Origin of the sequence: Lichenicoccus sp. (assembly GCF_965276875.1) — a bacterium.
In the GTDB taxonomy this organism is placed as follows: Bacteria; Pseudomonadota; Alphaproteobacteria; order Acetobacterales; family Acetobacteraceae; genus Lichenicoccus.
This window is the reverse complement of the sequence record NZ_OZ255701.1, coordinates 3,816,718-3,829,395: the sequence shown is the minus strand read 5'-3', so window position 1 is coordinate 3,829,395 and position 12,678 is coordinate 3,816,718. Positions and strand designations below refer to the sequence as shown.

Annotated in this window: 14 protein-coding genes; 10 read left to right on the top strand and 4 right to left on the bottom strand. The window is 67.4% G+C overall.

Going from position 1 to position 12,678, the window contains the following annotated elements:
* Nucleotides 1-85: 85 nt before the first annotated feature.
* The 5 genes from ACQY4K_RS18570 to ACQY4K_RS18550 are packed head-to-tail and all read left to right on the top strand — an operon-like array spanning nt 86 to nt 3,349.
* Nucleotides 86-295, top strand: coding sequence for a hypothetical protein (locus tag ACQY4K_RS18570; protein WP_428391675.1), 210 nt, complete (start codon nt 86-88; stop codon nt 293-295).
* Nucleotides 292-951: a methyltransferase domain-containing protein gene (locus tag ACQY4K_RS18565; protein WP_428391674.1), complete on the top strand. Its 660-nt coding sequence runs from the start codon at nt 292-294 to the stop codon at nt 949-951. The genes ACQY4K_RS18570 and ACQY4K_RS18565 overlap by 4 nt, the downstream gene beginning before the upstream one ends.
* Nucleotides 952-989: 38 nt before the next feature.
* Nucleotides 990-2,642 carry a DEAD/DEAH box helicase gene (locus ACQY4K_RS18560; RefSeq protein WP_428391673.1) on the top strand — a complete coding sequence of 551 codons (1,653 nt, stop codon included), beginning with the start codon at nt 990-992 and terminating at the stop codon, nt 2,640-2,642.
* The gene (locus ACQY4K_RS18555; RefSeq protein WP_428391672.1) at nt 2,639-3,169 is read left to right on the top strand and encodes a GNAT family N-acetyltransferase; all 531 of its coding nucleotides are present in this window, start codon (nt 2,639-2,641) and stop codon (nt 3,167-3,169) included. Before ACQY4K_RS18560 ends, ACQY4K_RS18555 begins: the two co-directional genes overlap by 4 nt.
* A 39-nt stretch (nt 3,170-3,208) precedes the next feature.
* Nucleotides 3,209-3,349 carry a hypothetical protein gene (locus tag ACQY4K_RS18550; protein ID WP_428391671.1) on the top strand — a complete coding sequence of 47 codons (141 nt, stop codon included), beginning with the start codon at nt 3,209-3,211 and terminating at the stop codon, nt 3,347-3,349.
* 7 nt (nt 3,350-3,356) lie between these two features.
* Here the strand turns inward: ACQY4K_RS18550 and ACQY4K_RS18545 are convergent, their stop codons facing one another.
* Nucleotides 3,357-3,893: a type 1 glutamine amidotransferase domain-containing protein gene (locus ACQY4K_RS18545; protein WP_428391670.1), complete on the bottom strand. Its 537-nt coding sequence runs from the start codon at nt 3,891-3,893 to the stop codon at nt 3,357-3,359.
* A gap of 170 nt (nt 3,894-4,063) precedes the next feature.
* Here ACQY4K_RS18545 and ACQY4K_RS18540 point away from each other — a divergent pair, with 170 nt between their 5' ends.
* On the top strand, nt 4,064-5,755 hold the full coding sequence (locus ACQY4K_RS18540; protein ID WP_428391669.1) for a hypothetical protein: 1,692 nt from the start codon (nt 4,064-4,066) through the stop codon (nt 5,753-5,755).
* On the opposite strand, the gene ACQY4K_RS18535 is transcribed toward ACQY4K_RS18540, so the two are convergent.
* On the bottom strand, nt 5,752-6,477 hold the full coding sequence (locus ACQY4K_RS18535; protein ID WP_428391668.1) for a TetR/AcrR family transcriptional regulator: 726 nt from the start codon (nt 6,475-6,477) through the stop codon (nt 5,752-5,754). The genes ACQY4K_RS18540 and ACQY4K_RS18535 overlap by 4 nt on opposite strands.
* Before the next feature lie 86 nt (nt 6,478-6,563).
* On the opposite strand from ACQY4K_RS18535, the gene ACQY4K_RS18530 reads away from it, so the two are divergent.
* On the top strand, nt 6,564-7,439 hold the full coding sequence (locus ACQY4K_RS18530) for an NAD(P)H-binding protein (protein ID WP_428391667.1): 876 nt from the start codon (nt 6,564-6,566) through the stop codon (nt 7,437-7,439).
* Here ACQY4K_RS18530 and prfC read toward each other — a convergent pair.
* Both prfC and rpsD read right to left on the bottom strand, forming a co-directional pair.
* On the bottom strand, nt 7,424-8,962 hold the full coding sequence (prfC, locus tag ACQY4K_RS18525; RefSeq protein ID WP_428391666.1) for a peptide chain release factor 3: 1,539 nt from the start codon (nt 8,960-8,962) through the stop codon (nt 7,424-7,426). The two genes, ACQY4K_RS18530 and prfC, sit on opposite strands and share 16 nt — an antisense overlap.
* Complete coding sequence (gene rpsD / locus ACQY4K_RS18520; RefSeq protein WP_428391665.1) at nt 8,962-9,579, bottom strand: 30S ribosomal protein S4; 618 nt, start codon at nt 9,577-9,579, stop codon at nt 8,962-8,964. The genes prfC and rpsD overlap by 1 nt, the downstream gene beginning before the upstream one ends.
* A 316-nt stretch (nt 9,580-9,895) precedes the next feature.
* Here rpsD and ACQY4K_RS18515 point away from each other — a divergent pair, with 316 nt between their 5' ends.
* The 3 genes from ACQY4K_RS18515 to ACQY4K_RS18505 are packed head-to-tail and all read left to right on the top strand — an operon-like array spanning nt 9,896 to nt 12,654.
* Complete coding sequence (locus ACQY4K_RS18515; RefSeq protein ID WP_428391664.1) at nt 9,896-10,789, top strand: AraC family transcriptional regulator; 894 nt, start codon at nt 9,896-9,898, stop codon at nt 10,787-10,789.
* Between the two features lie 27 nt (nt 10,790-10,816).
* Entirely contained in the window at nt 10,817-11,926 is a 1,110-nt protein-coding gene (locus tag ACQY4K_RS18510; RefSeq protein ID WP_428391663.1) for an alcohol dehydrogenase catalytic domain-containing protein, read from the top strand.
* Entirely contained in the window at nt 11,926-12,654 is a 729-nt protein-coding gene (locus tag ACQY4K_RS18505; protein ID WP_428391662.1) for an SDR family oxidoreductase, read from the top strand. The genes ACQY4K_RS18510 and ACQY4K_RS18505 overlap by 1 nt, the downstream gene beginning before the upstream one ends.
* Nucleotides 12,655-12,678: the final 24 nt, after the last annotated feature.

Sequence of the window (12,678 nt, the reverse complement as noted above, 5' to 3'; positions counted from 1 at the left end):
AGCCGATACGTCGCCTGCGGGCGCGGCTTTGGCAAGCGTGCGAAACTTGCCACCGGGCCCGCGTTATAACGCCAAGAGGTGTGGTATGGAACAAGCCCTGGTCTATCGGGATGTGCGCTACGTGATCGGCCCTGAGCAGGACGGACACCGTATCTGGACAATCGATGCGAGCAAGGCGAGCGGCGTTGCCGTTGGCAGCGGCGCGCGCGGGTCGTTCAAAGCGGCGGTGATGGCGGCGCGCGAAGCGATCGACCAGCGTCTCGGAGGCACCTCCGAAGCCAGCACCGCTGCGTGAGTGACGATCTCGACGGCTTTCACCCGCGCGCCTTCGACAAGGCTGACGCCTCTCCCGACTCGCTCTTCTACGCCGAACCCCGATTCGTAACACACCTCGACGACGCGGCGATCAGGGCGGTGACCGCGCTTTATAGGACCGTGCTGCCCGAGGGCGGCGTGATCCTCGACCTGATGAGCAGTTGGGTCAGCCATCTGCCGGAGGAGATGGCTTTCGAGCAGGTCATCGGCCACGGCATGAACGAGGCGGAACTCGCCGCCAATACCAGGCTCGATCGCTATTTCGTCCGTGACCTCAACCGCGAGCCTTCGCTGCCACTGGCGGATCATAGCCTGGACGCCGCCTGCCTGTGCGTCGGCGTGCAATATCTGCAGTATCCGGTGACGGTATTCCGCGACCTCGCGCGCTGCCTGCGGCCGCAGGCGCCACTGGTGATCAGCTTTTCGGACCGCTGTTTTCCGACCAAGGCGGTGGCGATCTGGCAGGCTCTGGACAACCCCGATCGGCAACGTCTGCTCGCGACATTGCTGGGGCGCGCGGGCTTTGGCAGCATCGAGACCGGTGCCGTGACCCCGGATGCCGACGACCCGGACTGGCGCGACCCTATCTTTGCCGTCACTGCCTCCGTCATCGGGCGCGGCGACGCGGAGATTTGAGTCTGGGTCGTCGGTTGGTTTGGCCTATAGAGCGCGTCATGCCCTTCCCTCCGAGCCATCCCTCGCTGGCCCGCGCCCTCGCGGCGCGCGGCTATGACGACCCGACACCGGTGCAGGACGCCGTCTTGCAGTCGACAGCCGCCGGCCGCGACCTGCTGGTCTCGGCCCAGACCGGCTCCGGCAAGACCGTGGCCTATGGGCTGGCGGCGGCGGACACGCTGCTGGGCGAGATGGAGCGATTCGAGCGCGCGAAGGCGCCCGTCGCCCTGGTCATCGCGCCGACCCGCGAGCTCGCCATGCAGGTGCACCGGGAACTGTCCTGGCTCTACGCCGACACCGGCGCACGGATCGTCTCCTGCATCGGGGGAATGGATCTCAGGCGCGAGGCGCAGTCGCTGGCCGGCGGCTGTCATATCGTCGTCGGCACGCCGGGGCGGCTGTGCGACCATCTGACACGCGGCCGGCTCGATATCTCGGGGCTGAAGGTCGTGGTGCTGGACGAGGCCGACGAGATGCTCGATCTCGGCTTTCGCGACGAGCTCGAGACGCTGCTCGACAAGACCCCCACCACCCGCCGCACCTTGTTGTTCTCCGCGACCATCGCCCGCGAGATCGCCTCCCTCGCGCGACGCTACCAGCATGACGCGCTGCGCATCGACACCGCATCCGGCAATCGCGTGCAGCACGCCGACATCGAGTATCGCGCCGTGCTGGCCGCGCGCGACGACGAATTGCACGCGGTCGTCAACGTGCTGCGCTATTTCGAAAGCCCGACGGCGATGGTGTTCTGCAACACCCGCGAAATGGTGCGGCACATGCACGGCAGCCTGCTGGAGCGCGGCTTCGCCTCAGTGGCGCTGTCCGGCGAACTCAGCCAGAGCGAGCGTTCGCGCGCGCTGGAGTCGCTGCGCACCAGTCAGGCGCGGGTCTGCGTCGCCACCGATGTCGCCGCACGCGGGCTGGACCTGCCGGATCTCGGCCTGGTGGTGCATGCGAGCCTGCCGACCGACCCTGCGACCCTGCTGCATCGCAGCGGCCGCACCGGGCGTGCCGGACGCAAGGGCACCTGCGTGGTCATCGTACCGCAAATCCGCAGGCGACGTGCCGAGACGCTGCTGTCGGCCGCCAACGTGAACGCGAGCTGGAGCGGGCCGCCGACCGCCGACGAAATCCGCACGCGCGACAGCGAGCGGTTGCTCGCCGATCCGGTGCTGGCCGAGCCGCTCGAAGCGGAGGATCGCGCCCTGGCCGCGCGCCTGCTCGAAGGCCGCGGCGCGGAGGAGATCGCCGCCGCCCTGATCCGCATGCATCGCGCCCGCCTCCCCGACCCGGAGGAGATCGCACCCGCCGCCCCCATCCGCGCGCATGAGCGCACGCCGCGTCCCGCGAACGATCGCCCCCGCCCCGAGCGCGGCCCGTCCGGCGGCGGCACCTGGTTTCGCATGTCGATCGGCCGGCACGACAGGGCCGATCCGAAATGGCTGGTGCCGCTGATCTGCCGTCGTGGCGGCGTCACCAAGCGCGATATCGGCGCGATCCGGATCGCCGAACGCGAGACCCTGTTCGAGATCAGCACGGCGACCGCGTCGCGCTTTGCGCAATGCGTCTCCGCCGCCGATGACGACGAGGTGCGGATCGAGGCCGCCGGTGCGCCCGCCGTGCAGAGGCGGACCGCCAAACACCGGCCGTGATCGCGCTCGCACCGCTTCGCTGGGAGGATGGTGCGGAGCTGATCGAGGCCAACCGGCAGAGTGCCGAGCTGCATCATCCCTGGGTGCGCCCCTGCATCGACCGCGACGGCTTCGCCGCTTGGTTCCGGCGCACGCAGACCGGCGCGCTGACCGCCCTGCTTGCGCGCGAGCGTGCGACCGGCGCGGTTGCCGGCGTCGTGACCCTGAGCGGGATTACCGGCGAGCCGTTCCAGAGCGCCTATCTCGGCTATTACGCCAATTGCGTCACCTCCCGACGCGGCTTTATGACGCAGGCGTTGGCCCAAGCCTGCGCGTGGGGCTTTACGGCCCTGAACCTGCACCGGCTGGAAGCCAATATCCAGCCGGACAACGCCGCCTCGCTGGCGCTGGTGCGCCGGGTGGGCTTTCGCAAGGAGGGCTTCTCGCCACGCTATCTGTTCGTTGCCGGCGCCTGGCGCGACCACGAGCGCTGGGCCCTGCTCGCGGACCAGCCCCTGGATCAGCCGAGCGATCGAGGGTTACGATAGACCCGCGCAACGAACCGGCGATCTTGGCGGGAGGCAAGGGTGGGATCGGGCACTCTTGCCGTCATTGGGATTTGGCTCGCGGGTATTGCGGCGATCTGCCGGAACGACCCGCTCGGCCGGCTAGCCACGGGGGCAGCGGTGGCCCTGATCGCCGCCGCCCTGATCGGATTGCTGAACTGACCGGTTCTCAGGCCGCGAACAGCTTGACGATCGCCTTGCAGAAGGCGGGCAGGTCCTTCGGATTACGCGAGGTCACCAGATTGCCGTCGCGCACGCAGGTCTCGTCGACCCATTCCGCACCCGCATTGCGCAGGTCGGTCTGCAGCGACGGCCACGAGGTCATTGTGTGGCCCGACACGCCGCCGGCATTGATCAGCGTCCAAGGGCCGTGGCAGATCGCGGCGATCGGCTTGTCGGCATCGACAAAGCCTTTGACGAAGGCCACCGCGTTGGCGTCCATGCGCAGCTTGTCCGGATTGGTGGTGCCGCCCGGAAGCACCAGCCCGTCGAACTGATCGGCGCGCGCCTCGGCGACGGTCCGGTCGACGCTGATCTTGCTGCTCGGGTTCACGTCCTGCTGCATCGCCTGGAACTGCCCCGGCTCGAGCGAGACGATGGTGACCGTGGCGCCGGCGTCGCGTAGTGCGCGGACGGGCTCGGTGAGTTCGACTTCCTCGACGCCGTCGGTGGCGAGGACGGCGATCCTGCGTCCTGACAATGCCATGGTGATGCTCCTGCCTGGTTCGGGCCACTAGAACCCCCAAGCGTCCGGGCCGTTCCCGCGTGCCCGCTCACACCGTCGTCACCATCGGCAGAGCCTTGCTTGTTTGTCCTGGCGTGGCTACCTGTTCGTGCCGATTTCACAACGAAGTCGTGCCACGGGAGGTGCGTCGCATGTCCGACACCAGGAACGTCTTCGGGCTTTTGCAGCCGAACGGCACCAGCGATCCGCTTGCGGTGCTTGCGGGAAGCCCGGCCTATAGGGGGATCGCGGCGGTGGTGTCGGCGCTCTACGGCCCGGGGCGGACCACGGCCCAGGTCACAGCACAAACCGTTGCTGATCCCGGCAAGGTGACGCTGAACCTGCTGGCCGGCCAGGTCGGCGAGGAAACCTACAACGACAATGCGAGCCTCGGGCCGTTTCTCTCCACCCCTGGCAGCGGCCTGATGCTCTACGACAACACCGACGTGAACGACGTCGAGATCGTCTCGCCATTTCCCGCGACGGGCGCCAATGTGCCGGACGATGTGCTTGACGTGCTGCTCGGCGGCGCCTTTGAGGTCGTAAGCGAGGCCTCGCATGGCGCATTCATCGTCGCCGGCCCCACTAAAGGTGGCGGCCCGATCAGCCATCACTCAAACATCCAGATGCAGCCACGTGATGATGTCAGCGGTGGCTACACCGTCGAAGACGATGTCGGAATCACGACAACCTTCATTCACGGCAACAATCTTCTCGACGAGAACGGCACCGATTTCCTGGTCATTACCGGAACCCCGCGCGGCAATCCGATCACCACCGTGACGATGACCGGGACCGGCAGCGGCGGCCAGATCGATATCGGCGCCAACGTCGTCTTCACGCAGACCGGCCGCGGCAATGTAACGGTGCAAGGCAGTGGCGGCGGGATCTATATCCACACCGGATCCGGCGCCGTCTCGTCGCAGGGGGACCACTCCACCGTCGACATGGTGCATGGCGACCTGACGCTCAACTCGCAGGGCGGCGATGTCGTCTCGCTCGGCGACGGCACCTCCCGTATCAATACCGCCGCCTTCGGCTTGGATTCCGACACGATCCTCGCCGGCAGCGGCGCCGTTACGCTGAATGGCGGGGGTGCAAGCCTCAGCCTGAATGCCGTCGTGTTCGGCGGCTCCGGTAGGCTGGCCGTCGCGGGCGCCGGCGGCGTCCTGGTGCTGGGCTCGGGCAATGCCACCATCGATGGCGGCGCCGCCCGCATGGACCAGGAAATCTTCGGCGGCTCCGGCACCATCCTCTTCAAGGGCGCAGCCGAGCAGGCGGATCTGATCGCAGGACAGGGCTCGGTGACGATCCAGGCGGGCGGTGACGGCGGCTGGTATTCCGGCGGCACCAACGGCGACAACAGCCTGACCGCGACCGGTGTCGGGACGGTGCTCGTCGCCGGCGGCAACGGCGACACCCTGACCGGAGGTGCAAGCGGCTGGTCCTATCTCGTCGCCGGACGCGGCAACGAGACCCTGGTCGGCGGCAACCAGTCCGGCAGCACCTTCTTCTTCGGCGGCTCCGGCCGCGAACAGCTCGATCTCGGCAGCGGCCTTTCGGTCATCAATTCGGGCGCGGGGGCTGCGACCATCAATGGCGGCGGCGGCGCGGCGCAGCTCTGGCTCACGGCATCGAGCGGGAGCGCCCTCATCGATCCCGGCGCCGGCGGCACCCTCCTCGCCGTTGGCTTCCGCCTCGGCACCGACCATATCCATCTCGGCGGCCAGCAGGTCACCGCAGAGATCTTCGCCGGCGGCACCAGCGCGCTGCACCTCTCCGGCGGCAGCACCATCGAACTGGTCGGCGTCGACGCCACCAAGGCCACCAACCTGTTCGGTTAGCCGTGTGCGAGACGATCCAGGAGTTCTTCCATCAGGCCTCGCTCGCCGGCGGTCAGGAGAGCGGTCGCATCCAGCGAGGCCCGCAACGCGGCCGCCGCGGCAGCGGCCGCATTCGGGGTGTCCGTCTCGTCCGTGATCGCCGCCATCACCGTGTCGCAGGCCGCCCGTGACAATCCAGGTTCGCGGCTGTCCGGATGTTGGGAGAGCAGCGTCAGGATCGTGCCGGTGCCGACGGAATGAAGAAGTGCGACGGCGCGCGTCTCGCTGACCTTCAATCGACCCGCCAGGGCAATCCTCCGCACCCGCTGGCGCAACACCGCCAGGCCCGCCTCGAAGGCCGGTGACGACGACTGCCGCGGGTCGCCGCTGATGATCGCGAACAGCTCTGGATGCGCCAGGCCGAAAGCGACATGAATGTCCCAGCCATCGCGCAGCTCCCGGACCGGATCGGGATTCGCCCGCGCGATCCCTTTCTCACGCACATACGCGGCGAAGCCATGCTCGGCGACCGCGTCAAGCAGCCCGCGCTTGTCGCCGAACAGCCGGTAGATCGTCGGCGCCTGCACGGCGGCCGCGGTGGCGACGGCACGTGTGGTCGCCGCGTGGCGGCCGCCCTCGGCGATCAGCGACGCGGCGGCTTGAATGATCCTGTCCCGCACTGCCTCGGTGGCCGGCTTGTCATCGTAGCCTGCCGTCACGTGGGTAAAGCCGTTCGAGTTCATCACCCTCTTGTTAGCACTGCTAGTGGAGAACACACGTTATCTGTTAACGCCGATACTAAAGCAGATCAGCACCACGGGAGCCAACCATGATTGTCGTGACCGGAGCTACGGGTCAGCTGGGGCGAGCGATCGTCGAGAGGCTGATCGCGGGGCGCGTCCCCGCGAGCGAAGTGGGTGCGAGTGTCCGCGATCCGGCGAAGGCCGGCGATCTGGCGGCCCAAGGTGTGCGGGTGCGTCAGGGAGACTTCGCCGACCGGCAGGGTCTCGCGCACGCCTTTGAGGGCGCCGCGCAAATCCTGATCGTCTCCTCCAACGCCGCGGCCTCCGGCGGCGACCCGCTGGCCCAGCATCGAAACGCAATCGACGCCGCCCGTGCCGCTTGTGTCAGGCGGATCGTCTATACGAGCCACATGGCCGCAAGTGCCGCCTCGGCGTTCCCGCCAATGCACACCCATGCCGCGACGGAGGCGATGCTGCGCGGCTCCGGTCTCGCCTGGACCGCGCTTCGCAACGGCTTCTATGCGTCCAGCGGGGTCTCTCTGATGCAGGACGGTCTGAAAACCGGCATCATCGAAGCCCCGGAGGATGGCAAGGTCGCCTGGACGACCCACGCCGATCTCGCCGAGGCTGCCGCCATCATCCTCGCCAACGAGGGACGCTTTGACGGTCCAACCCCGCCTCTGACCGCATCGCAGGCGCTGGACCTCGCGGATATGGCCGCGATTGCGTCCAAGCTGCTTGGCCGGCTTGTTCGTCGCGCGGTGATTACCGAGGAGACGCTGCGGGAGACGATGACAGCCCGCAGCGTGCCGCTCCCCGCCGTGGAGATTGCGCTTGGTCTCTACCGCGCAAGCCGCGCCAGCGAGTTCGCCGCCATTGACCCCACGCTTGAAGAACTCCTGGGGCGCCCACCCACCAAGCTGGACACGGTCATTGGCGAAGTTCTTCAGGGGCGCTCCTGACCCTGGCCGATCTGCTTGATGTCGTGAAAGGCGAGTTCCGGGCTCATCTCCGTAGTGCGCCGGAGCATGAAGGCGGAGGTTGCCAGGAACACCGGATCAGTGTCGACGTCATCGGCCATGGCGCTGCGGTTGCTGGCGATGAAGGCCTCGATCCGCTCGCGTGGGCCGGTGACCCAGCGGGCCAGGGCGTAGGGCGTCGCCTCGAAGCCGATGGCGACGCCGTATTCGCCGGCCAGACGGGCGGCCAGCACGTCGAGCTGCAAAGTGCCGACGACGCCGACGATCGGTGGCGCCCCGTCCTGCGGGCGGAACAACTGCACCACCCCCTCCTCGGCCAGCTCGACCAGCGCCTGGCGCAGCTTCTTTGCCTTCATAGCATCGTCCAGGCGCACGCGGCGGAGGATTTCCGGGGCGAAATGCGGCACGCCGGTGAAATTGAGCGCCTCGGTCTCGGTCAGCGTGTCGCCGATCCGCAGCACGCCGTGGTTGGGGATGCCGACGACGTCGCCGGCGAACGCCTCCTCGGCGAGCTGGCGTTCGCGGGCAAAAAAGAATTGCGGGGTGTGCAGCGCGAACTGCTTGCCGGTGCGAACATGGCGCAGCCGCATCCCGCGCGTCAGCCGACCCGAACAGATACGCGCAAACGCCATGCGGTCGCGATGGTTGGGGTCCATGTTCGCCTGGATCTTGAAAACCAGGGCGGTCAGCTCCGGCTCGTCGGCCTGCACGAGGCGGGTATCGGCGGCCTGGGCGCGCGGGCGAGGGCCGAAATCGACGAGCGCGCCGAGCAGGTCGCCAACACCGATCTCGCGCATCGCGCTGCCGAAATAGACGGGGGTCAGGTGACCGGCATCGAAGCCGTCGCGGTCGAATTCGGGGAGTGCGGCCTGCGCCAGATCAAGCTCGTCGCCCAGCGCCTGTAGGCGCGGGTCGGCTTGCACGAGTTCGTGGGAAACGTTGAGCACGCGCGCGCGCATGTCGTAGGTGCCGACGAAGTCGGCGGCGCGGCCGACCGGCCAGGTGGCGGGCGCGGTATCCAGCGCCAGCGCCGAACTCACCTCGTCGAGCAGGGCGAAGGGGTCCTGCGCCTCGCGGTCCATCTTGTTGACGAAGGTGATGATCGGGATGTCGCGCAGCCGGCAGATCTCGAACAATTTGAGCGTGCGCGCCTCGATGCCCTTGGCGGCGTCGATCACCATGACCGCGCAATCGACCGCGGTGAGCGTCCGGTAGGTGTCCTCGGAGAAGTCCTCATGGCCTGGCGTGTCGAGCAGGTTGAAGATGCAGCCGCCATATTCGAAGGTCATCACCGAGGTGACCACCGAGATGCCGCGGTCGCGCTCGATGCCCATCCAGTCCGAGCGCGTGCGACGACGCTCGCCCTTGGCGCGCACGTTGCCGGCGAGCTGGATGGCGCCGCCGGCGCGCAGCAGACGCTCGGTGAGAGTCGTCTTGCCGGCGTCCGGATGGGAGATGATGGCGAACGTGCGTCGGCGGGCGATCTCCTCGCTGATCGCGGCCATTACCTCGAGTAGAACTCGACCACCAAGTTCGGCTCCATGGTCACCGGATAGGGCACGTCGGTGAGCTTGGGCGAGCGGGTGAAGCGGCCCTTCATCTGGCGATGATCGACCTCGAGATATTCCGGCACGTCGCGCTCGGCGTTCTGGGCGGCGTCGAGCACCACGGCGAGCTGCTTGGACTTCTCGCGCACCTCGATGATGTCGTTGTCGCGCACCAGGAAGGAGGGGATGTTGACCTTGCGGCCGTTGACCGTGACGTGCCCGTGATTGACGAACTGGCGCGAGGCGAACGGTGTCAGGGCAAATTTCAGGCGGTAGATTACCGCGTCCAGCCGGCGCTCCAGCAGGTCGATCAGGTTCTCCGAGGTGTCGCCCTTGCGGCGCACGGCTTCGGTATAATACTTGCGGAACTGCTTCTCGCTGATGTTGCCGTAGTAGCTCTTCAGCTTCTGCTTGGCCATCAGCTGCACCGAGAAGTCCGACGGCTTCTGCTTGCGGCGCTGGCCATGCTGGCCGGGTCCGTAGTCGCGCTTGTTGATCGGCGACTTGGCGCGGCCCCAGAGGTTGACGCCGAGGCGGCGGTTGACCTTGTACTTGCTTTCGAGGCGCTTGCTCATGGCAAACCCTTTACTTTAGCCGCTCAACCCGTGGGTTCGGCGGTCTTGTTGCACCGGTAGGCTCTTGCCGCACGCGACAAAAGCGGGCGCGGCCCGTATCGCGGCACCCGTCAGGGTTGCCGCCGGACCGTCCACGTTCCCAGCAGTGAGCCGGGTTCTATGGGTGCCGCCCGGTCGTGTCAATGCCAGAGGAAGGGCATAAAAGTATCGCCCGGCTGCGATATGGCTGGTAGCGGCGATGCCAGCGGCAACGCTACCCTAAAACCAGATGAGAGGGCGGACGAGAGAGATCCGGCCCCTCCGGGAGGGTGGCACCATGCGCCTGTATCGCGAGGTCGTGGAACTTCGTTGTGACGAGTCCTTCAAGGCGTGGTCGCACGGCCTGCCGTACGAGACCGTCAAGTGGCACTTTCATCCGGAATACGAGATCCATCTGGTCACCTCGACCAGCGGCCGCACCTTCGTCGGCGACTATGTCGGCCGCTTCGCGCCCGGCAACCTGGCCTTTCTCGGACCGAACCTGCCGCATAACTGGGTCAGCGATGTTGCGCCCGGGGAGATTGTGGCGCAGCGCGGCCTGGTCGTGCAGTTCGGCGACGGCTTCATACGACGCGCCATCGAGAGCTTTCCCGAGCTTCGCCCGGCGACCGTGTTGCTCGACGAAAGCCTGGGCGGCCTGGAATATGACGAGGCCGCCGCCGAGGCGGCGTTGCCGCTGATGACGGCGCTGCAAACCGCGCAAGGCATCGCCCGGCTCGAATTGTTCTTCGGCCTGATGCGGGTGCTTGCGACCTGCGGCCGGCGGCGGCGGCTGTCCAGCGTGCATTACCAGCCCTGTGCCCGCGACTACGTGCACAAGGCGCTCGAGCATGTGCTGCTGCATATCGACCGCGATCTCGCCGGCAATATTCGCGAAAGCCAGATGGCGGCCCTCGCCGGCTACACCCAGAGCAGCTTCTCGCGCGCCTTCCGCCGCCAGACCGGACAGTCGTTCGTGCACTACATCAACGAAAAACGGATCGCGCGCTCGTGCGACCTGTTGCTGCACACCAATGGCAGCATCATCGAAATCTGCTTTCAGGTCGGCTTCAAGAACGTGTCGAACTTCAACCGGCAGTTCCTGCTGCACCGCAAGATTACCCCGTCCGCCTGGCGGCGCGCGCACCGTCTGGCAGAGGCGCAGGGACTGGCCCAAACCCGCGCCGCCTAGCGCGCAAATCAAATAAGGATATCGAGTATGTCCGGCTCCAACACACGCATGACCGCGGTTGTCTGCCACGGCCCGGAGGACTACCGGGTGAGCGACGTCGCGCGGCCCACGGCCGGGCCACGCGAGGCGGTGATCCGGATCGCCTCCTGCGGCGTCTGCGCCAGCGACTGCAAATGCTGGCAGGGGGCCAAGATGTTCTGGGGCGACGAGCCCGGCACCGGCTGGGTCAAGCCGCCGGTGATCCCGGGCCACGAGTTCTATGGCGTCGTCGATGAACTCGGCGAGGGTGCGGCCGAGCATTTCGGCATCGCCGCCGGCCAGCGGGTCATCGCCGAGCAGATCGTGCCGTGCGAGAAGTGCCACTATTGCCGCACGGGTTCGTATTGGATGTGCGAGGTGCACAACATCTTCGGCTTCCAGCGCGAGGTCGCCGATGGCGGGATGTCGGAATACATGAAGCTGCCGGCAACATCGCGGCTGCACGTGATCCCCAACGAGATGCCCCTGAACGACGCCGCGATCATCGAGCCGCTGTCATGCGCGATCCACACCGTGCAGCGCGGCGACATCCAGCTTGCCGACGTGGTCGTGCTGGCGGGTGCCGGTCCGATCGGGCTGATGATGGTGCAGGTCATCAAGCTCAAGACCCCGCGCAAGCTGGTCGTCATCGACATGTCCGACGAGCGCCTCGAACTCGCCCGGCGCTACGGCGCGGACGTCACCATCAACCCGGCCAGGCAGGACGCCCGCGCCGAGGTGATGGCGCTGACCCGCGACTATGGCTGCGACGTCTATATCGAGGCGACCGGCTCGCCCGGCGGCGTCGTCCAGGGGCTCGAACTGATCCGCAAGCTCGGCCGCTTCGTCGAGTTCTCGGTGTTCGGCCGCGAGACATCCGTCGACTGGTCGATCATCGGCGACCGCAAGGAGCTCGACGTGCGCGGCTCGCATCTGGGTCCGTACTGCTATCCGATCGCGATTGACCTGCTGTCGCGCGGGCTGGTCACCTCTGACGGCATCGTCACCCACGAGTACGACCTGAATGCATGGGACGAGGCGATCCAGGTGGCGAACTCGATGGAGAGCATCAAGGTGCTGATGACGCCGGGCTCGACCCGCAACGGCGTGATCGGCTGATGGGCGCATTCTCCGGCCGCCGCGCGCTGGTCACCGGCGCCGGCAAGGGGATCGGGCGCACCGTCGTCGAACGGCTGCGCGAAGCGGGCGCGTATGTTCTGGCGCTGAGCCGCGATCCCGCCGATCTGGCGACCCTGGCGCGCGACACCGGCTGCGACGCGGTCGCGGCCGACGTCGCCGACGTCGAGGCGACGCTCGCCGGTCTGCGGCCGCATGGCGGCTTCGATCTGCTGGTCAATAATGCCGGGATCAGCCGGCTGGCGCCGTTCCTGCAAACCACGCAGGCCGATTTCGAGACGGTCCTCGCGGTCAACCTGGTCGCCCCCATGCGCATCGCCCAGCATGTGGCAGCGGCAATGATCGCGGCCGGCAGAGGTGGTTCAATCGTCAACGTCTCGTCGATCGCGGCCAATGTCGGGCTCGCCGACCATGCGGCCTATTGCGCCTCGAAGGGTGCCCTGGATGCGCTGACCCGGGTGATGGCGGTGGAACTCGGCCCGCACGGCATCCGCACCAACGCCGTCAATCCGACCGTCACGCTGACTCCGATGGCGGCGCAGGCGTGGTCCGACGAGGCCAAGGCAGCGCCGATGCGCGCCCGCATCCCGCTGGGCCGGTTTGCGCAACCGGTCGAGGTCGCGGACGTGATCCTGTTCCTGCTCGGCGAATCCAGCGGCATGCTCAACGGCGTCTGCCTGCCGGTGGATGGCGGCTTCTCCGCGGCCTGAGCCGTCTTATCGCGCGCGGCCGCC